Here is a 19,074-nt window from a genome sequence, read left to right as displayed (position 1 = left end):
TGTTTAAGTACCTTTCTATGATGCAAGGTAACTGCTCAACACTAAATAGGCGTAATCCCAAAGGACAAACGGCGGGATAACGAGAGAGGATGAGTAGTTACGATGTGTGAATGATAACAAATTATTCAATTTTTGAGTAGCCTAATGATTAAATTGAAAATTAAGAAAAGCATATGTTGGATACTGTTAGCGAGTATTTTTGCCCAGCCTTCTTTTGCCGAAGGTCTGTCTCCATTCTCAACCAGTGAGTTGGAACAACTGGAAAAAGAATTCGTGCAACAAATCAATCAATCAGAAAGCGTAGAACGAAATCCATTGGCAAGCCAATATATTAATCGCATTGGGAAAAACCTTGCTCATGCGGGTCATATTAAAACACCTGATTTTTTTATAGTAAAATCAAATGAAATCAATGCATTTGCAGGTCCTGGTGGACATATAGGTATCAATTCACAACTTATTTTAACCACCAGTACTGAAAGTGAGCTTGCTGGGGTAATGGCCCATGAAATCGCACACGTACGTTTGCATCATCTCTACAGAATGATCGAACATCAAAAACAAATGCGTGTTCCTATGCTTGCGTCCATACTGGCATCTGCTGCTTTAGGAGTAATTAATCCCACAGTTGGAATGGCTGGAATGATGGGAGCCTTAACAGGATTCTCACAAGACAATATCAATTTTACCCGCTCCAAAGAAAAAGAGGCGGATAGGATCGGTATTGATATGTTGACTAAAGCTGGATATAACCCCAAAGGTATGGCTGCTTTTTTTAAAAAAATGCAGGAAAATTCACGTTATTACTACACAGCAAACGTACCTGCCATTCTACGTACCCACCCGCTGGATGGAGACAGGATAGCTGAAGCAGAAAACCGTATCGCACAATCTTCACCCCAAAAACATGTAGATTCTCCTGAGTATCCTTTAGTTAAGGAATTAATCCGCACATCTGTAACTCAAGATCCTAAGACGTTATTTGATTATTATGAGCATCAATGCAACAAAAGAACTCCCGCCCATGCCTGTCAATATGGCCATGCCCTTACCTTAATTAATAATAATAATTATGCAAAAGCAGCTACTATTTTGACTCCTTTATTGGCAGAAAATAATAATCTCTATTTTCAAATTGCTATGGCGCAAGCTGAAACAGGAATGTCCCAACATAAAGCAGCACTCTCTCGATTAGAAGAAATACAAAAAAACTATCCGGACAATTACGCTGCACTTATGGCATACGCTCAAGGTTTGTTGGCTGCGAATCAAAATGAGAAAGCAACCGGTATCTTGCTTAAAGGAAGCAGAAAATATAAACACGATCTTCCTTTGTGTCGCGAGTTAGCTCGAGCCCAAGCGCAATCACATCAAAAAAGTTATGCCTATTTTACTCAGGCTCAATGTTTACTTCTTGAGGGACAAAAAAGAGCAGCGGTAGCTCAACTTAAAGTAGCCCGTGGCCTGGCAAAAAAAGATCCTTATTTATCAGCAAGGATTTCTGCCAAAATTGATGAAATTGTGAATTAAACTAAGATATCTATCTCCCTCACCCATAATGGGAGAGGGAACCTTTTATTCAACTAACCGAGTTATACTAATAGAGTTTTTTTATTCAACAAACAGATGTCTCTTCTCCCTTTGAGGAGAAGGTGCCGACAAAACGGATGAGGGGCTTACTATTTCTCCCCCATTTTATAGAAGAAAATTTTTCTGACAGTATTTCAAAAATTAATCTCGAAAATTCTCATATTGCAATGGCAATTTGATGTTTGATTTCTTCAAAAGAGCGATTGTCTCTTGCAATTCATCGCGCTTTTTACCTGTTACACGAACTTTGTCTCCCTGAATAGACGCCTGAACCTTAATCTTGGAATCTTTTATACATTTCACAATCTCTTTAGCTATTGGTTGATCGATTCCTTGCTTAAAAGTCATATTTAAGGAATAAAATTTTCCACTGTGCACTGGCTCATCTTCTATTTCCACTCCCGAAGCATCAACATTGCGTTTACTGCAATGATTACGGAATAGATCCTCTAATTGCCTAACTTGAAAATCTGCTTCAGCTCGTAATGTCACCGTCAGTTCTTTAAGTTCAATGCTTGACTCTACACCCCGAAAATCAAAGCGCGTACCCATTTCGCGCACAGCATTATCAACCGCATTACGTAATTCAACCATGTTTGTTTCAGAGACAATATCAAAAGAAGGCATAAGTTACTCATTTAAGTTAAAAAATATAATTTAACAAAAATCCGAATGCTGCACCACAATTCCAAATGTCAATTCTTATTGTTGCATATTCACCTAAAGAATGTTATCAAATTAATTGGCTCAAAAATATTCTATTTAGTTACCATCCGTACAATAACCTTCCGGTTATTCTAAATCTCAAGGAGTGAGAAGTATGGCAAAGGAAAAAAAGGAGTATTACGCGTCATATCAACCCCAACCTCATCATTCTCGTTTTTGGCTCCATTCAGAGTCCTGTTATACCGAGGAAGAATTAGAGCAAAGAGCATGGATACTTAAAGCACGCGCCAACTCAGGGATTCATCCTGATTATTTAGCTAACCCCAGTTCCTGGTTCGCTGATGATTCCCAGGCTTTAATCAATGTTTATGAGCATTCCTGGTTTTACTCTAATGCATTCAAGACGCGTCACGCTTTAACCCGAGATGATTTTCATGTCCAACCTATTGATAGTCAACGCCTGCAATGGTCTGCTTTGTATCAATTAATGCAAAAAACTGGTGATTATTTATTATTAAGAAATCAGGATTTACGCCAAGATCATTTAAATCAACCCATGAATTTCTTCTTGTTGGATCTTAATCATATACTGAAGGGAATAAGTCAAAATCCAAATATCAAGCAAACAAGCGAGCAACTAGAGTTAGTCACTCGTTACGTACGGACTATTGAAAAAAATATCTCTCCGTTTGTAGGTTCGGATCGATTATTTTTGGCCAATTTCCGCAGTACAATTGATGATGAAATTCAGCCGCAATTAACCCACAGAATTGAATCACAATTATTAAGAGATCGCCTTGGCGAATTATCAAAAACGATTGAACAATTATCCACCACGCGGAACAGAGTATTGCATTTTGCTCTAAATGCAAATCCGGTTAATCCTCATCCCTATACCTTCGCAATCGATAAACCTGCTGATTTAAAAGCCTACCCTACTCAAGCAGTAAAAGAATGTGGGAAAAGTTCAACCGCAATCGTAGATAGCCCTATTTCTAAATTGCACCTAACAGCGGACCAACTTAAAAACTGTCCTGATTTCCAATTAGTAAATATGCAAGATAACGTATTAGATAATTATGCTAAAGCAATAACGGATTTAAATGAACTCGACCAGTTTCAAAAAGTCATTACTCATACTATGGATCTATTAGGGCAAGCGGGCGAAGTGTATACGGTTCTTCAATTTAAGGAGCAATTATCTTTATTACTGAAACAAATTGACTATTTTATTGATGAATCCTCAATTCATATTGAAGAAGTTATCCACGCTAATACAAATGCATATCATAAAGCGATTCAAGAGGAACAAAATTTATCCTTAATCAAAAAATGGTTAACCTCTGAGCAAACAAAGTTAAATACCTTTATTGCAAATCAAGATACATTGGCACAATTTCCGTCCACAACAGTGGATCTTTCCAAAACGAACCAAGTACTAAAACAACAAGTCAATTATGTTATTGCTCATTTAAATGGTCCTAAAATGAAGGATACTGATTTCGCAACACTTGCCGGACAAGCTCAGGAATTAAATGCATTAATGGATTCGATGCACCGCTGGATCTCATTTCAATATTCTATCAAAGGGCTGAATCCCCCCAAAGAACCTGAAAAATTACAGCTATTACAACAACCAAAATCGCAGCAACCACCTCATCACCAACCTAAACTACGACCCTCATTTTTTGAGTCAAACAAAAATCAACCTGTAGACATTTGCCCTCCCAACTTGAACTCCGAAATATCGATATGCCGACTCCCAGCAGAGCAACCACCTGCCATAGCAGCCTGTGTCGATCAGGATATGCCTGTATGTCGTGCGCAAAATGAGCAATCTCATACAGATCTTTCAGGTGTATATCTTGGAGTTATTATTTTAGTTCCCATTGGCTTGCTTGCACTCTATTTATTGTATCAATCCCTTAATAAATCAGAAACTAAAGTGAAAATTCTAGGAAGCAAAGAAGAGTATGAAAAAATTAAAACTGAATTGGATGATTTCATTATCGAAATCAAAAAAACCGAAGACCTGAGCGATTTAAAAATAAAATACAAAATAGAAGATTTTATTGAAACATACATTCAGTTAAACAAACAAGCTCAAAGAGGAATGTATGATGTAGAAGAATTAAAGGAGCTTTATGAGGATATGAAATATTTTTATAGTGAGTACAGATCTGAATCCGCATCACTTGGATCATTTATGTATTAATTAGTCCAAACTTATTTGAGCCGTTTCACCAAGCGGCTCAAAATATAGCTGCGAAATACAGAATAAACTCGGAGGATTCATTGCTCCCCAAGCTTATATCATTTCATCAACCAAAATAAACTTTGTACAACAAAAATAGGCCAATGATTAATGTGATGACAGCAATCGTGATAAATAGTTCCGATTTATCTATCACTCTATTCCAAATTTTATATACGGTATCTGGACAATAGAGCCTAAATAAGCCGCCAATCAGTATTAGCCAAGCAAAAACTGTAACAATGACAGGCCATCCCATTACCCATACGTTATGACTAAGAACCATTAATAATCCAATAATTAAGGTCATGATACCAACAACTAACATGACAGCTCGTTGCGACATCAATTCCCTCATTGCGGTAACTACAATGTCACGTCGTACAAGTAAAAGCAGGCTCACAATTACCAGATACCAACCTAGTACTGCTGCTAAAAAATTGGTACCCATAACAATCTCCTGATATATAACTCTCCTATTTAAATTATAGTTCAATATATCCCTTTATAACGTGGTGAATCCGATAAAAATAGCTAAGCTTATATATAAGTTTGGATCAAAGGATTCTTAAAATGAGCAAGCAATTTACTGCACATGTTTACTGTAAAGAAGAAAGAGTCGCGACCCAAACAGGAGATGATCTCGATAAGCTTTATACCTGGATGTTAATTCAAGTTAATAGCCACTTTGATGATATTCGCGGTGAAATTATTGAGAATAAAACAAACAAAACCGTCAGGACATTCCGCAAAGCACCTATAGAATAAGATCAACCTAAACTTACATTTTGTGTTTATAATCATAACCACTCCATGATGAATCACAAACACTAACTCCCAAGAAATATGTTGACTAAGATGAAGAAGCGCTTACAATAAACCCCCTTTATTTTAAAGTCACTTTAAGGACAGTCATGAGTGCAACAGAAAAAACATCCTCATTTAATCTTTTTTGGTTGCTTAACTACATTTCCATTGCATCAGTTTCTGCAGCGATTATCACCCCTGCTTTACCAAAAATTCAAACTGAATATGCTTTAGGTCCGGGCATTATCGAATGGATAGTTTCCGCTTTTTTGATTGGTTATGTAGCAGGTCAATTAGTTTATGCACCACTTGCTAACCGATATGGACGTTTAAAGGCTCTACGCACTGGACTGGTGATTAACTTACTTGGAATCGTCGTTTGCTTGTTCGCATTGTTACAAGGAAGTTATTGGTTGCTTGTTGGGGGACGGTTAATAACGGCTTTAGGTGCTGCCAGCGGACTCGCTTGTACATTCATGTTAATTAATGAATGGTTACCCGAAACTCAGCGTAAAACTGCTATGGCATATTCTGTATTGTCCTTTGCTCTTGGCATTGGAATCGCTGTGGTAATTGGTGGATTAGTTACTGAATATCTTCACTGGCAAGGATGTTTTTGGATATTGCTTATACATGGATTAATCATGCTCTGGGGAACTTGTGTATTTAGTGAAACATTGACTCAGCCCAAATCAATACATGTCTTGACGATCATCCGTGATTATTATGCTGCTCTTGCTTCTGCTAAACTGGTAATTTTTTCATTAGTAGTAGGCTGTTGTTCAGCAATATCTTATTGTTTTTCTGCTGCGGGACCTCAAATTGCAGAAGAACTATTGAAACTCTCGGCAGCGGAGTATGGTTATTGGAATATTCTCAACATTGTTGGCATGCTCTTGGGAGGATTATTTGCCAAACAATTACTTGCTCGTTTCTCAGCAAATCGACTCATTGCCATTGGCTTTTTTGGCGTTGCCCTTGGGATACTTAATTTATTGATGATGTGGCACACTGGAAGTCAATCTTCATTATGGTTTTTCCTAATTACTGCCAGCCTGTATTTATTTAGTAGTTTCCTATTTTCAGGCGGTTCATTTGTTGCTTCTAATGCGCTGAGCGACAAAGCCAGTGCTGCAGCGATGATGAGTTTTGTTAATATGTGTTTTGCAACACTCGGTGTCATAGTTATGGGCTATCTGATGGTCAATCCTTTATTAAGTTTTATTATTATTTTAAGTATCGTTTGGCTGCTTGTTGTTGGGCTATTATTGATAAAAACTCTAAAAGTAAATAATAAGTTAGTGTTATCAGGTGATTCAGATTAAATATTTGGCTCTTTAGCTCAGTGGAGGGAGACAGCAATGGTAAATGGTCATATACCACAATCGCTGCAAAATTTTTTGGATTTGACCAATACAAAACCTGCTGTCTTTATACCTGAGGAAGTGCGTGATCTTGCTGAAAAGACAGCTGAGGCTTTTGCCCTTCCCAAATTATTTGTTCCTCTGATCAGCAATCCAGTGTTGCAATGTGCTGAACATGAGATAACGACACGAATATATCATCCAGCGCCACAAAAAAAATTACCCTTAATTATTTATTTTCATGGTGGTGGACATTTATCTGGAAGTATCGATACACATGATGCACTTTGCCGGCGAATTGCTGTTACCAGTCATGCTGTGGTTATTTCTGTTGGATATCGTTTAGCTCCAGAATTTCCATATCCAGCAGGACTAATAGATTGTATCTCAGTTTTTGAACAACGAGTTGAGTTACTCAAAGAGTTTCAAGTAGATACCCAACAAGTTTTTTTAGCAGGTGACAGTGCTGGAGGAAATTTAGCGCTTTCGGTCTGCCATCAAATGAAAGAACAAGGTGATCATGCGATTAAAGGATTAGCATTAATTTATCCTTCTGTAGATTTCTCTATGAACTATGAATCATATCAACGCAATGGAGAAGGTTTCTTACTCACACGAGAAAAAATTAAATGGTATTTTGACAATTATTTCAAAAATGGTGCAGATCGAATTCAAGCATCACCAATGTATTTTAAACATTTGGAATTATTACCACCCTGCTATATTGCAGCTGCTGAATACGATCCTCTATTTGATGAAGCAATCGCTTTTGCAAAAAAAATAGAAAGCCTAGGAGTTTCTGTTGAATTAGAAGAGTTTAAAGGAATGATCCATGTCTTTGCACAACTTGAAATATTTGTACCCGATCAGGTCTTTCGATTAATTGAATCCATAGAACATTTTATTAAGTTATACTCTAAACTTGGGTGAAAGCGCTTCGCTGCACCCAGGTAGATTAAGTTTTACTTAAAAGGTATCAAACCCTTGATATTCCTCCCAAATGAATTCTTCATAAGTACATTCATCTACAACAGCAAATTGGGGGCCTTCCTTTAACCATGCATAAAATTGTTTTAACTTGTCAACCTTACCACAAGCAAAAACTTCTACGCGCCCATCATCCAGATTTCGCGCCCATCCTGTAATATCCAACTTCCTTGCTTCTCTTTGTGCTGAGGCGCGATACCATACTCCTTGGACTTTTCCCGAAATATAACATTTCATACATGCTTGATTTGTCATAAAAATTTCTTATTGGTTTTTGGATAAATAAAGTTTATCTTATTTTAGGTTATTTTACATTTTGCAAACATAATAGTAGAAATGAAAAAGCCCCTAATAAAAAGGAGTTAAAAATGGCTATATGGTTTAAAGAAATTACCCTGGAAGATCTCAATCGATTTGGACAAAATACTATGTCTGAATTTCTTGGCATCCAATTTATTGAAATAGGCAATGATTTCCTAAAAGCAACCATGCCCGTAAATGAACGCACCAGGCAACCTATAGGTATTCTTCATGGAGGTGCTAATGTCGCATTGTCCGAAACAGTAGCCAGTACAGCAGCAAACTCAGTTATTGATGTGAATCAATTTTTTTGTGTCGGTTTGGAAATAAATGCCAATCATATTCGCTCCGTTAAAGAAGGGATAGTTACAGCAATTACCACCCCTCTTCATCTGGGACGTTCCACTCAAGTTTGGCAAGTTAAAATCTTTAATGAACAAGAAAAACTAACCTGCATTTCGAGAATGACCGCCTCGGTAATAAACCGACCTATAGAATAAAACTGTCTGCGATTCATTCCCTCTGTTTCTTTGAGCATATGTTACAATAAGCCTGCATTTGATTTATTCCCTGTCGTTATGAAACCCACTCAGACCATTAAAAATCGAGGTGCTCTTAGTAATCCAGATGGCCGATTTGAACCACAAACACGTGAGCATTTTGCTGATGGCTGGGATATAGAAGAAGATATCCTTCCTCCTTTAGAAACATTTTTATTCCCCGAACATTCCAAATCGGTAATTAGTCATAATGACTCTCTCCGAATCCGTATGCGTGGCGAAGGAGAATACGCCAATCTTTTAAAAACTCGATTTCATCTTGCTTGTAAAAAAAATATCAGTTAAATATTGAACCCGCTCATGATTTAGAAATAAGGAAGTTTTGTAAAAAGGAAGAAGGAGCATGCAAACAATTAAGCTTATGGGATGATGAATGGTAGGAATTTGAAACATGTACTTAGAATATGCGCGGGTCAAAAAGCACTATTTTAACGAGGGCATTTGGTTTTTTTCAAACCACATAGAAACGGAATATATATATTTGGCTTAGATTTATACATTTCAAAAAATAAACTCTATACTTAAGCTGAGTAAAAAAAAAAGTAAAACCAAGGAGGAAGTAATGAGTACAAGTTCATGTATTTCAAAAATAATACGTACAACTGTTATAGTCGGTTCATTATTCTTTGCTGTAGGTTATACGTCCATCGCCAGCGCAGCTCAAGGATGCGGACATGGATATCATAGGAATATGTATGGTATGTGCGTACTCAATAGCCCAGGACCTAATGCAAGACCAGCTCCATATCATCCAGGCTGCTGGCGAAATGTTTGGGGTCAATTACGTTGCTATTAATAATCTTTCAATTGGCCTTACCTTTGCGCAAGGTAAGGCCTGTATCATAACAATTATTTTGATTTATTTCTTCTTATTAGGATGAGATTCTACTTTAGATTTTTCATGAGTAGGTTTCATTTTATCAGAATGAGCAGAATGTTGTTGATCATGGCGACGTGCATCTTGTGACTCATTTTTAAATTTATTATGTTTTGACATTTATACTCTCCTTGAGATTAAAATTCCGTCCATAGAATTTAAACTTAGTTCGACTTACTTGAAAAAGCAAACCATCACCTGTTAAATGAACTGTACTTTTCATACTCACTGTATGTAGTATTAAGAATTTACTTGACTCATCAATTCAGTAGTTGTAATTCAAAAAGTGCGCTAAAGTAATTTCAATTAACCTTATTGAAAAATGGACTTTTTCATGACACCTGAAATAAATGAAGCCTTAAGGAAAATAAGACAACAAAAACCTTTTATATTAAACATCACCAATTATTTTCCTATGGGATATGTAGCAAGTGGAATACGTAGTATCGGTGGATTCCCATTAATGTGTAGCGCAGAAGAGGAAGTTGAAGAATTATTGGGAATTTCCAAAGCCGTGGTGATCAATCTAGGTAAATTGGATAATGCGTTTGTTAAACTAAGTAATTACATCTGTAAGATAGCAAACCAGCAAAATATTCCTATTATTTTAGATCCGGTCGGAGCGGGTGCAAGTCGATACCGAACAGATGTTGCAATAGACATGATAAAAAAGCATCAAATTTCAATTATTCGTGGCTATCCTAATGAAGTTGCCAGTTTGGTGACTGGCGACCTAGTAATCCAAGATAGCAACCATCTTCTTGAAGATAAAGTAATAATAGAAAATGCGAAATCATTATCAAAAAAATATAATCTATCAGTGGTTGTCAGTGGAAAAAGACATCTAGTAGTCAGCGCAGATCGAATCGATCAATTTAATTTTGATTCTGAGCTGGTGCAAAAAGTAGCTGGGATAAGTAATTTACTTTCGGCAATTATTAGTGTTTTTAATTCTGTAATCAAAGATCCATTTTTAGCTGCTAAAAATGCAGTGCATTTTTATGCCGAATGCGTTGGACCAACTTCAAGTGGTGCTTCAGGCCCTGCATCACTGATTATAGGAATAATTGATAAAATCTATATAAATGCAATAAAAGCTCAATTGTTTACATAGTTTCTGTACCGGGATTATGGAATGCTCCAATAATCCCCGAGTTTGCTGCGCCACATCCAGGCAAAAAGGTTATTTAGTAAAGGTCATAAAAGCAAATATTCCCTTGTCTACAAGGACTTGAAAATTACTCCAAGATTGCTGGCGGGCAATTTGCGCAAAGGTATCAATGTGTTCGGGGTAATCATCAGCGCGCGGATGCTCCATCCGTGCAACAATCTCATCACCAGTGATTTCAGGGTTGGTTTCAACCATACGTGATTGCAAAGCATCCAACCATTCATCCCGTGTCTGATCCTGTTTGAGAACACCATCAACCATTAACAAAAAGCCATTAGGGTTTAATTTTTGTTTGCATGTAGCAATGAAATTTTTTTTATCGTGTAAGGATAAATGATGAACGGCATAACTGGTGAAAATCACATCGACTGGACCTGGCAAACGAGGAAGAGCGACCGTCATGTTATCTGCAATGAACTCTTTTTCACAATTAAGTGGATCCAGTGTATTTTCTGCCATTTTTAAAACATCTTGTGCTGCATCAATGCCTATATATTTTTCGATGGAAGTGGTTGCAAGTACAGAAACAACTGTACTGCTGTCGCCACATCCAACATCCACAAAAGAAAAAGGGCGATTTCCTATATGAGTCAAGAGAAATTTTTGTAACGCCTGCAACATTTCCCGATGAAATAACATGTTATTTTTAATCGCGCTTTGATAACGTTGCCAATTCTCATTAAAGTATTCACTCACGGTAGTCATAGCATATACCTACACTATTTAATTATGTATTAGAGAGATAATAGCAACTCTCATCATTTAGGTATACCCTAGGTTATTTGAGACAAAATAAGCTACAGATTGAAAAAAACAGCCCTAAGTGGTAAAATTTTAGCCTTTTGGTAAACTTACAGGCCACATATGAATTATTTTTTTCCATTATTACTCACTTTGTTTTACTCCGCGAGCTGTTTCGGTGGTATTGCAACCGAAGAGAATTTACGCGATAAAATTGGCCAAATGCTTCTTGTTGGTTTTGAGGGTAAAAGAATTAATGCTCAATCCTCAATAGTAAAAATAATTGAGGATAATAATATTGGCGGCGTCATATTATTTGACTACAACTACCATACAAAAACGTTTGACAAAAATATTGAAAACCCAGAACAAGTAAAAAAGCTGAATCAGGAACTCCAATATTTTGCTAAACAAGGTAATTTAAAACATCATCGCATACAATTACCTCTTCTAATTTCTATAGATTATGAAGGTGGGCAAGTCAATCGTTTAGGAGCGCAATATGGATTTCCTAAAACGTTGTCAGCCGCTGAGGTCGGCAAAAGAAGCCCTAAAGAAGCAGGAACTACTGCTGAATCTATGGCTCATACTCTAAAAATGGCAGAATTTAACTTAGACTTTGCCCCAGAACTGGATGTAAATGTTAACCCTAATAATCCAGTTATTGGAAAAAAAGATCGAAGTTTTTCGAGGGCTCCCAAGCAAGTCATACGCTATGCGAGCATTTACTCTCATCATTTCTTAAATCAAAAAATTCAATGTGCTTATAAACACTTTCCTGGACATGGTAGCTCTACCAGAGACTCACATCTGGGTTTTGTGGACGTTACAGATACTTGGCAAACTGATGAATTAGAACCATATGAATTCTTATTGAACTCGCCTGAGGCATGTGGTGTAGTTATGACAGCGCATATTGTGAACCGTAAATTAGATCCATCGGGCATGCCAGCAACTCTATCCCATAAAATATTAACTGATGTTCTCCGAAATCAGCTCCATTTCCGAGGGGTTATTATCACTGATGATATGCAAATGAAGGCGATTAGCGATAATTATGGACTTGAACAAGCTTTAGTATTGGCTATCAATGCTGGGGCAGATATGCTGATGTTTGGTAATAATTTATCTGTTCCAACACAAGATCCAGTTCAAGTCATTAATATAATTGAAGCCAAAGTAAAATCTGGAGAAATCAGCCAGGAACGAATAAATGAAGCCTATCAGCACATAGTGACTTTAAAAAAATCATTAAACTAAAAAGGCGCTTATTGCTATAAAGTAAGTCTAGGCGCAGTGAAGTGAAATTTAGATCAAGACTACTAAATTTCGCCCCAGCGTAATCGTTCAGGGGTTATACTTGAATCTTGGAGCGCAGGTTACGCGAAAGTGATGCTGAGGAAATGCAGCATACATTTAGTATATGAGGCCTCCGAAGCGTTATTTTCGCGCAAGATGTGCCAAATACAGCAGCTCAGTAATTAGGTCGTAAATGCTTACGCCTCTCACCTACTGATCGATTAAACCATTTAACCAACACGCTTAAATTGAATAGCGACATCGACATCCATGCCTGGAGAAACAGTAAGTTTTCCGTTCGCGCTTCCTGAATTTTTTGAAAAAATACCATTCAAGTTACCGTATTCTGTTTTAATGGTCACTGTTCCATTAACACAAATCCCACGCAGTTTCGTGGTATTATGTCTTGGACACATAATACTTCCTGAACGTTTGTCTGCATTCACTTCAATGGGAAAATTGCCAGCACTATCCAAAGCCCCTACGGTTCCTGCTCCATTATAGACACATTCCCCTATCAACCAATTAGAAGCCTTACCTGATCCGCTCCAATTTCCAGGAATATCTTCACAATTACTTGAACCAGAATAAAAAGTAAAATCAGCATGCGATATACTTGCAAAAGTCAGGGAGACAGCTGTAAATCCAATAAGCAGTTTTTGTTTCATTTATCATCCTTAAAGAAATAAAGCCATACAAACACAACATGTTTGCGGCTAGTTGAATTCAGAATGTATTATTACGTTATAAGATTACGAGCGCAATCGAAAAAATTAGAACGAATAAATAAATCCAAGGAGTAACTCGAGACGTTCGAGTTCATGCAACATTGCTTCTGTGTTTACATTCCTCGATTCATGCCTTTGCATTAGCAAATTGCATGCGTGGAGATGAACATTCATACACATACAAATACCTAGGTTTAGTCAATTTGTGAATTACTGGAATAATCTTAAGATGAGATAATGTTGCCACCGATTGGCATTGATTAAAAAATTGCTCTGGGCATTGCTTTGTATCTTTAAAATCAAAATAGGTTATTTTATCAATTTCTCCCTTGGATAGTGCCTTTAAAAAAGCATCATCCCAGTATTGATATTGATTAATCTCGTCGCAAGGAATTGCGTGAACAGACTCATTGGGCATAAAAAAATTCAACGCTGCAGCATTAGTATAATATCCAGCAACTACAGGCTGTCCTTTTTTAATGATTTCAGGCTCTTTAATCGCTTGTTGTAGCACGGTGTAAAGCTTACCTTTTTTCATATAGGTTGCGATTGGCCATGAATTAATAACGATCATCACAAGGCTAAAGACTAAAAAAACTGGATAACTGATTTTAAAAAAACGGTGGTAATTATATTTTGTAACAAAATACCCTGTTGCTAAGGCGATATTCATTCCTAGTGGCGTCAAGTAAATTGCACGGGCACTTCCACCCAATAGAGTTGATATGAACCAAAATAATAATCCGACAAATAATACTGCATAAGTCAACTCCAAAACTGGGTTATTGCACGTGTTTTGATTTTTTCGATACTTGAACCATCCCAACACAGTCAACAATAGAAAAACTGAATAATTGATTAATAATGTACTTATTAGCTTTAAGAGACTATTGAATATAGTAGTATGATTTTGAGTTTGACTGTGAAAATGTAATAAATAAGTAATTGATATCCAATCGTGTTTGATATTCCAATAGATAACAGGAGAAACCATTAGAATAATTGTTAGACAGGCTAAGTAGAAATGTACACTTTTAAAAAGTTGCCGCTGTTTGGAAAAAATAACATACAGCAATAGTCCCAATACACTCACCACAGCAGTATATTTAGATAAAATCATAGCTCCGATAAACAAAGCACAAAGATACACATCAAGAATGCGCTTGTAAGAAATGTAACGTGCAAAAAAATAAAAGGACAGAATCGTAAATAAATTCAAAGGGGCATCATATAAAACACGTACCAAAATACTTTCTGTGGTTGTAGGCAAAACGACCCATATCAGCGCACTAATTAGTCCTGTTTGCTGATTGTGCAAGAGACATCCTGTTCTGTATATATAATAGGCACCTACAATCAAGCATAAAAAACCGATGATATTAATTGAAAAGAAGGTATCACCAAAAATTGCCCTAGAAATATGGAAAAAATAGGCAATCATGGGGGGCCCGTCAAAATAAGACCAAGCTAAATGTTTTCCCCAGGCGTAATAATAAAAACTTGTCATGGTAGGAACGATGAAAAAAGTTGCGAGAAATAAAAAACTGATATAAATAATCAGAAAAGGTTTGGTTACTTTTTGGTTCAACATAAATCACCGCATTCCATCAATATTTATTAAATGATTGAGGTCCCAATCTGGACAATATAAAATCTCGATTCATTGACATCATTTTGAATTTTTATAATACCACAATAAACATTTAATACGCATTCATAAATAGTTATTGGAAGAAAATCAGAGTGATTATCTTCCAATCCTTTGCCCTCATTCGCCCTTATGGGCACCTTCTCCCCAAGTCGAGAAGAGACATATGCCAGAATTTGTTTTTTGCTATGCCTAGACCTAGAATCCTCTCTCCCATCATAGGAAAAAATTAGGATCACTGTAACTTTCGGTGAACTTGTGCACATTACACAAATCTGCTGAAAACTCACTAATTATTTAATCATTAACTATACTTTGCCCTTATTGTCTTAGAATAAAATTTATCAGCCCTTCAGGCTCATTTTGTTTGGAAAACTCTAAACATTGACAAATAATGCAACTAGCTGCACAATAAATACCCCGCGCAAATCCTTACTTAATTTATGAAAATTTCTCCTCTATATCAATCAAAACTAAATAACTTTAAATTAACACCTAAATTAGATACTCCCTTGCGGTTGATAGCCCGAGGAATTTGTTATGGACACATTAGTGGTGAGGAAACTGAATTACGTGAATTTATTCTTGCTTCTATTACCGATCCTGCTGATATTGAAGCCATCAATCAGCCTGATGATCACCAGACTTATACAGTCATTGCCGAATTATTTGGTATATTACCAAGCTATATTTTGGAATTATCGGAGGAAAATAAAAGAAATATTCTACTTGCCTTTCGGATTTTCTTTGAAAAAAATCCACTATCCCTTATAAAGTCAATTCAACAAAAAACTGAATATGGTGATACTGTGTGGACAGCCTCAGCCCTGGATAAAATAGCTGAGGCTCCTGAATTATTACAAGAACTTATCCCAGAGTTGTCTTTATTTATTAGGGAATATGCAAGCAAACTCAGCGAATTGGAGTTACGCAGATTAATTGGGGCAATACATGGGAATCAAGTGCTCATTGGCTTAGTAATGGAGTTGTATGCTTCAGGCCAATTTAATTGGCCGCACTTTCAGAGAAATACTTTAAGTGAAGAAGAGCTTGCACGCTCACTAGAAATTTATTGGCATCCTGAACAAAAAGGTAATATAGCCTATTTTTATCAGGATTTTCCTGAGATTGAATTGTGGCGTCTCTTTATGGATGGTTATCAACAAGAAGCAGGATGGAGTAATTATGAGGCACGCGAAAAGGGCTGTATTAATCAACTATACCAAGCCTGGTTGTATACTAAAGAAACAATGACAGAACCATTAACCCCTGAGTACTTTAAGAAAATACACTCTATTTGTGCTAAAAATATTATTTGGAATAATACTGAAGGTATGTATCGAAAATATCGGACTAGTTTTGGACTGTCATTGAGGACTTTAACTTTTCTTGGCTATATCGAGCACCTAACGCAGTTTAATAACTTATGTACATTAGCAAAGCATGGATCTTTGGGGTTTGATGCATTGACTTGTATAGAAACAGAACGCTTAGATACTGTCATCGAGCAAATAATAGAAGAATATGAGTCAACGGTTTGCACCCATGCTGAGAACCCACAAGATCTATTACATGCCATCATTATTTTTTGCAAGAAATTAGAGCTGACTCATCCCTTTAGCGATTGCAATGGCAGATTGTTTTGTAACCTCCTTTTAAATCGAGAATTGGTACGCCATGGATTTTCTCCCACCATACTTGATAATCCAAATATGATTGAAGGCTATACTATCCAAGAATTTATCTCTGAGTTAATTCGTGGGATGAACAGTTTTCAACGCTTAAAAGCTGATGGATCATTCAAAACGGGAATGAATACACTTGATTTAATTAAAACTCAAACTTATCCAATTCCTGATGTGTGGAACATTTATCAACTATCTCAAAGTATTCCTGAAAATGTGGCTGCACTTCTTGGGCATCATGGAGTTTTTTCTGCTTCATCGGAGAAACAGGTTCTTGTTTATAGCGAACCCTTAAATCATGGAATTAATTTTCAAAATGATACCAAGAGTAATCTTCCAACCTATTAGTTGATAAATAAAACCCGAATGTCTTCGTTGTAAACAGCGACTTTGCAGCAAAAAGCATCGATTCATTATTTATTTCAAAACGTGATGAGTGATTTGCAACATGCGTTCTCGCCTTCGCGGGAGCAACAGTTTTTCCTAATCTTAATGCCCATTAGGAATTAAGGTGAAGGCATTATCCGCCATCACCTACCCCCCTTAGTGGAGTTAGGTAAAATCTCTACAACATGCGCCAGCCATTTTTTATTATCAGACCTAATAATGGTATTTGTGCGCCCATAAATAAAATCATTTAAATTGCAATGAATTAATGATGCCAATGCACTGTTACATCTGATCTTATAATATGTTCGATCTTGGGTAAGTATTTGTAGTTGATACTTACCTAGCAATTTACCAAAAGGGGTATTCGTATGCAGTATTTCTTCTATCATACTATTTGGCAGCTCATTAAAGTTCATTGTAATAAAAGCCAACTCAACAACAGTCACTTCTTTTTTTGTTTGTGCGAAATCAGGTTGATTTCTCTCTTTATTGCTATCAATAAACATAACTATGGCACGTTGATAAGTATTTTTATCTAGATCCTGGGCTGCAAAAATTGTTTTTATAATTGCACTGCGCGCATAATATTTTTCTATGCTTTTAGTCATTAGAGGTGGCGTTAATAACTCATTATAAGGACTTGGTAATTGAGACGAGTCCACCTTTGTACCTATTTTATTGATTTCTGCAAGTTGACTTACCTTAAGTTGAATTTCTTTCGACTCAGGGGCTCCGTTAACCACAATAGCTTTAAGGAGAAGCACCATCGCTATGAAAGGAAAAAACATAAAAAGCTTCATCATTGCCTTTATTAATAATCTCATTTGCACTCAGTCTTCTATTGTTAGTAACCCCAAATTGATTTAATCACCGCATGGGGCCGAATTTAAATCCACTGTTTTCCGATCTTAACTTACTCTCAATACCGGAGAGAACTGATAAGGTTGGATTGTGATAAACTATTTCTGTATAAGAAAAACCTGTAACTTCTTGCTGATTATAGCTTCCTGAAACCTCGCAATATCCTTCCCAATAACCATGTTGCTCCTGCTCTGGAAAAGCGGCAATATTAGTAAATGACAATCCAATACTAGGTATATTAATCTTGTATGTAGTGGGATAAAGAATTGATAATGCCGGGTCAAGCCAATAATCTTCGCGAACTACTTCCATATCTTGATAAGAAATAAATCGTTTTTCACCCGAAGGAAGAATTACATTTGCTAAACCGCCAATTACATTGTTGTCGTTATAATTGAAAATAAGGAAAATATTGGCAACAATTCCATTATTCTGGCGCACCCCAAACCATTCCCATCCATTTGAATCAAGATTGAAATCACCCCATTGATGATCCATCCAAGCATCACCGGGGCTTTGGTTAACTTGGTACGTCTTATCATTGAGTTTAAGCGTTCCCGTTGTTTTGAAGTGGGGTATGGAATAATAATATGAATTGGTGTTATCAGCCATTGGCATCAGTCCATTTTCATTGATTAAGAAAAACGATGCTTGTGGCTCCAGAGTTAGATTAAATTTTAACACCGTATTATTTTGACGACCCTCTGCTTTCAGCAAATAAACCTCTTTTCCTTGTTGAACTTTTTTTTGTAAGCTGTAATCATTTTTTAAAATAATATTTAATTTGTCAGTAGCAAATTTACCTTCATTAAGAAGATAGTCTTTAGCAACTCCATAGCCAATTTTCTTATCCAAATCAGCAAGTTGCATATGGAGCATGGGTTGTGTATAAACACGTCCTTTTACCTCTATAGCAGCATTAAACAATGCAACATCAAAGCTTAAATTCCGCCCCTCATCAGTAACTAATTTGCCATTGAAATACCACCACTCAATCATGTGCTCAAATGAGTATGGTATGTTTTGATAGTGTGCAGCCTCATCTCTGGGAAAGTCTAATGGAAAATAAGGTAAATTGGCATGAGCCACTGAAGCAAAGAATCCAATTAATATCCATTTAATATGCATTAATAATTCCTTTTTAAA

The 19,074-nt window shown here is 36.5% G+C and carries 20 protein-coding genes; 11 read left to right on the top strand and 9 right to left on the bottom strand.

Translation table 11 applies throughout. The annotated features are described in order from the left end of the window. The first annotated feature begins 144 nt into the window (after window positions 1–144). Window positions 145–1,530 (top strand): M48 family metalloprotease, encoded by a 1,386-nt coding sequence (locus DGG96_RS02450; RefSeq protein ID WP_110141435.1) that lies wholly within the window; start codon window positions 145–147, stop codon window positions 1,528–1,530. A 201-nt stretch (window positions 1,531–1,731) separates the two neighbouring features. Here DGG96_RS02450 and DGG96_RS02445 read toward each other — a convergent pair whose 3' ends face one another. After that, window positions 1,732–2,217, bottom strand: coding sequence for a YajQ family cyclic di-GMP-binding protein (locus DGG96_RS02445; protein WP_110141434.1), 486 nt, complete (start codon window positions 2,215–2,217; stop codon window positions 1,732–1,734). 193 nt (window positions 2,218–2,410) lie between these two features. Between DGG96_RS02445 and DGG96_RS02440 the strand changes: the two genes are divergently transcribed. Further along, window positions 2,411–4,471, top strand: coding sequence for a hypothetical protein (locus DGG96_RS02440; RefSeq protein ID WP_110141433.1), 2,061 nt, complete (start codon window positions 2,411–2,413; stop codon window positions 4,469–4,471). A gap of 106 nt (window positions 4,472–4,577) precedes the next feature. Here the strand turns inward: DGG96_RS02440 and DGG96_RS02435 are convergent, their stop codons facing one another. Further along, complete coding sequence (locus DGG96_RS02435) at window positions 4,578–4,961, bottom strand: hypothetical protein (protein WP_110141432.1); 384 nt, start codon at window positions 4,959–4,961, stop codon at window positions 4,578–4,580. Window positions 4,962–5,083: 122 nt separating this feature from the next. On the opposite strand from DGG96_RS02435, the gene DGG96_RS02430 reads away from it, so the two are divergent. The 3 genes from DGG96_RS02430 to DGG96_RS02420 all read left to right on the top strand — a co-directional run bounded on the left by DGG96_RS02430 (window position 5,084) and on the right by DGG96_RS02420 (window position 7,611). Then, the gene (locus tag DGG96_RS02430; protein ID WP_110141431.1) at window positions 5,084–5,278 is read left to right on the top strand and encodes a hypothetical protein; all 195 of its coding nucleotides are present in this window, start codon (window positions 5,084–5,086) and stop codon (window positions 5,276–5,278) included. Window positions 5,279–5,424: 146 nt separating this feature from the next. Then, entirely contained in the window at window positions 5,425–6,642 is a 1,218-nt protein-coding gene (locus DGG96_RS02425) for an MFS transporter (RefSeq protein WP_110141430.1), read from the top strand. A 36-nt stretch (window positions 6,643–6,678) separates the two neighbouring features. Beyond that, entirely contained in the window at window positions 6,679–7,611 is a 933-nt protein-coding gene (locus tag DGG96_RS02420; protein WP_110141429.1) for an alpha/beta hydrolase, read from the top strand. A gap of 36 nt (window positions 7,612–7,647) precedes the next feature. Here the strand turns inward: DGG96_RS02420 and DGG96_RS02415 are convergent, their stop codons facing one another. Next, complete coding sequence (locus DGG96_RS02415) at window positions 7,648–7,923, bottom strand: acylphosphatase (protein ID WP_110141428.1); 276 nt, start codon at window positions 7,921–7,923, stop codon at window positions 7,648–7,650. 113 nt (window positions 7,924–8,036) lie between these two features. On the opposite strand from DGG96_RS02415, the gene DGG96_RS02410 reads away from it, so the two are divergent. The 3 genes from DGG96_RS02410 (at window position 8,037) to DGG96_RS02400 (ending at window position 9,324) form a co-directional block, all read left to right on the top strand. Next, on the top strand, window positions 8,037–8,468 hold the full coding sequence (locus DGG96_RS02410) for a hotdog fold thioesterase (RefSeq protein ID WP_110141427.1): 432 nt from the start codon (window positions 8,037–8,039) through the stop codon (window positions 8,466–8,468). Window positions 8,469–8,546: 78 nt separating this feature from the next. Then, window positions 8,547–8,813 (top strand): hypothetical protein, encoded by a 267-nt coding sequence (locus tag DGG96_RS02405; protein WP_233590487.1) that lies wholly within the window; start codon window positions 8,547–8,549, stop codon window positions 8,811–8,813. Window positions 8,814–9,090: 277 nt separating this feature from the next. Further along, a complete protein-coding gene (locus DGG96_RS02400; protein WP_110141426.1) occupies window positions 9,091–9,324 on the top strand; it encodes a GCG_CRPN prefix-to-repeats domain-containing protein in 234 nt (77 codons plus the stop codon). Window positions 9,325–9,387: 63 nt separating this feature from the next. On the opposite strand, the gene DGG96_RS20725 is transcribed toward DGG96_RS02400, so the two are convergent. Further along, window positions 9,388–9,525, bottom strand: coding sequence for a hypothetical protein (locus DGG96_RS20725; protein WP_165831566.1), 138 nt, complete (start codon window positions 9,523–9,525; stop codon window positions 9,388–9,390). 214 nt (window positions 9,526–9,739) lie between these two features. On the opposite strand from DGG96_RS20725, the gene thiM reads away from it, so the two are divergent. Continuing rightward, entirely contained in the window at window positions 9,740–10,519 is a 780-nt protein-coding gene (gene thiM / locus DGG96_RS02395) for a hydroxyethylthiazole kinase (protein ID WP_110141425.1), read from the top strand. A gap of 69 nt (window positions 10,520–10,588) precedes the next feature. On the opposite strand, the gene DGG96_RS02390 is transcribed toward thiM, so the two are convergent. Then, entirely contained in the window at window positions 10,589–11,281 is a 693-nt protein-coding gene (locus DGG96_RS02390; protein WP_110141424.1) for a class I SAM-dependent methyltransferase, read from the bottom strand. Window positions 11,282–11,440: 159 nt separating this feature from the next. Here DGG96_RS02390 and DGG96_RS02385 point away from each other — a divergent pair, with 159 nt between their 5' ends. Further along, complete coding sequence (locus tag DGG96_RS02385; RefSeq protein WP_110141423.1) at window positions 11,441–12,577, top strand: glycoside hydrolase family 3 N-terminal domain-containing protein; 1,137 nt, start codon at window positions 11,441–11,443, stop codon at window positions 12,575–12,577. A gap of 269 nt (window positions 12,578–12,846) precedes the next feature. On the opposite strand, the gene DGG96_RS02380 is transcribed toward DGG96_RS02385, so the two are convergent. Both DGG96_RS02380 and DGG96_RS02375 read right to left on the bottom strand, forming a co-directional pair. Beyond that, the gene (locus DGG96_RS02380) at window positions 12,847–13,284 is read right to left on the bottom strand and encodes a hypothetical protein (RefSeq protein WP_110141422.1); all 438 of its coding nucleotides are present in this window, start codon (window positions 13,282–13,284) and stop codon (window positions 12,847–12,849) included. Window positions 13,285–13,471: 187 nt separating this feature from the next. Continuing rightward, window positions 13,472–14,935, bottom strand: coding sequence for a glycosyltransferase family 39 protein (locus DGG96_RS02375; protein WP_110141421.1), 1,464 nt, complete (start codon window positions 14,933–14,935; stop codon window positions 13,472–13,474). Between the two features lie 500 nt (window positions 14,936–15,435). On the opposite strand from DGG96_RS02375, the gene DGG96_RS02370 reads away from it, so the two are divergent. Beyond that, complete coding sequence (locus tag DGG96_RS02370; protein WP_110141420.1) at window positions 15,436–17,025, top strand: Fic family protein; 1,590 nt, start codon at window positions 15,436–15,438, stop codon at window positions 17,023–17,025. Window positions 17,026–17,207: 182 nt separating this feature from the next. Here DGG96_RS02370 and DGG96_RS02365 read toward each other — a convergent pair whose 3' ends face one another. Beyond that, window positions 17,208–17,891 (bottom strand): hypothetical protein, encoded by a 684-nt coding sequence (locus tag DGG96_RS02365; protein ID WP_110141419.1) that lies wholly within the window; start codon window positions 17,889–17,891, stop codon window positions 17,208–17,210. Between the two features lie 43 nt (window positions 17,892–17,934). After that, window positions 17,935–19,056, bottom strand: a complete 1,122-nt coding sequence (locus DGG96_RS02360; protein ID WP_110141418.1) for a lipocalin-like domain-containing protein — start codon at window positions 19,054–19,056, stop codon at window positions 17,935–17,937. Window positions 19,057–19,074 lie beyond the last annotated feature (18 nt).

The organism is Legionella qingyii (assembly GCF_003184185.1).
This window is presented reverse-complemented; position numbering and strand designations above follow the sequence as displayed.

Coding starts and splice junctions, on each gene's coding strand:
- DGG96_RS02450 (WP_110141435.1), top strand. CDS start 145: ATGATTAAATTGAAAATTAAGAAAAGCATATGTTGGATACTGTTAGCG.
- DGG96_RS02445 (WP_110141434.1), bottom strand. CDS start 2,217: ATGCCTTCTTTTGATATTGTCTCTGAAACAAACATGGTTGAATTACGT.
- DGG96_RS02440 (WP_110141433.1), top strand. CDS start 2,411: ATGGCAAAGGAAAAAAAGGAGTATTACGCGTCATATCAACCCCAACCT.
- DGG96_RS02435 (WP_110141432.1), bottom strand. CDS start 4,961: ATGGGTACCAATTTTTTAGCAGCAGTACTAGGTTGGTATCTGGTAATT.
- DGG96_RS02430 (WP_110141431.1), top strand. CDS start 5,084: ATGAGCAAGCAATTTACTGCACATGTTTACTGTAAAGAAGAAAGAGTC.
- DGG96_RS02425 (WP_110141430.1), top strand. CDS start 5,425: ATGAGTGCAACAGAAAAAACATCCTCATTTAATCTTTTTTGGTTGCTT.
- DGG96_RS02420 (WP_110141429.1), top strand. CDS start 6,679: ATGGTAAATGGTCATATACCACAATCGCTGCAAAATTTTTTGGATTTG.
- DGG96_RS02415 (WP_110141428.1), bottom strand. CDS start 7,923: ATGACAAATCAAGCATGTATGAAATGTTATATTTCGGGAAAAGTCCAA.
- DGG96_RS02410 (WP_110141427.1), top strand. CDS start 8,037: ATGGCTATATGGTTTAAAGAAATTACCCTGGAAGATCTCAATCGATTT.
- DGG96_RS02405 (WP_233590487.1), top strand. CDS start 8,547: ATGAAACCCACTCAGACCATTAAAAATCGAGGTGCTCTTAGTAATCCA.
- DGG96_RS02400 (WP_110141426.1), top strand. CDS start 9,091: ATGAGTACAAGTTCATGTATTTCAAAAATAATACGTACAACTGTTATA.
- DGG96_RS20725 (WP_165831566.1), bottom strand. CDS start 9,525: ATGTCAAAACATAATAAATTTAAAAATGAGTCACAAGATGCACGTCGC.
- thiM (WP_110141425.1), top strand. CDS start 9,740: ATGACACCTGAAATAAATGAAGCCTTAAGGAAAATAAGACAACAAAAA.
- DGG96_RS02390 (WP_110141424.1), bottom strand. CDS start 11,281: ATGACTACCGTGAGTGAATACTTTAATGAGAATTGGCAACGTTATCAA.
- DGG96_RS02385 (WP_110141423.1), top strand. CDS start 11,441: ATGAATTATTTTTTTCCATTATTACTCACTTTGTTTTACTCCGCGAGC.
- DGG96_RS02380 (WP_110141422.1), bottom strand. CDS start 13,284: ATGAAACAAAAACTGCTTATTGGATTTACAGCTGTCTCCCTGACTTTT.
- DGG96_RS02375 (WP_110141421.1), bottom strand. CDS start 14,935: ATGTTGAACCAAAAAGTAACCAAACCTTTTCTGATTATTTATATCAGT.
- DGG96_RS02370 (WP_110141420.1), top strand. CDS start 15,436: ATGAAAATTTCTCCTCTATATCAATCAAAACTAAATAACTTTAAATTA.
- DGG96_RS02365 (WP_110141419.1), bottom strand. CDS start 17,891: ATGAGATTATTAATAAAGGCAATGATGAAGCTTTTTATGTTTTTTCCT.
- DGG96_RS02360 (WP_110141418.1), bottom strand. CDS start 19,056: ATGCATATTAAATGGATATTAATTGGATTCTTTGCTTCAGTGGCTCAT.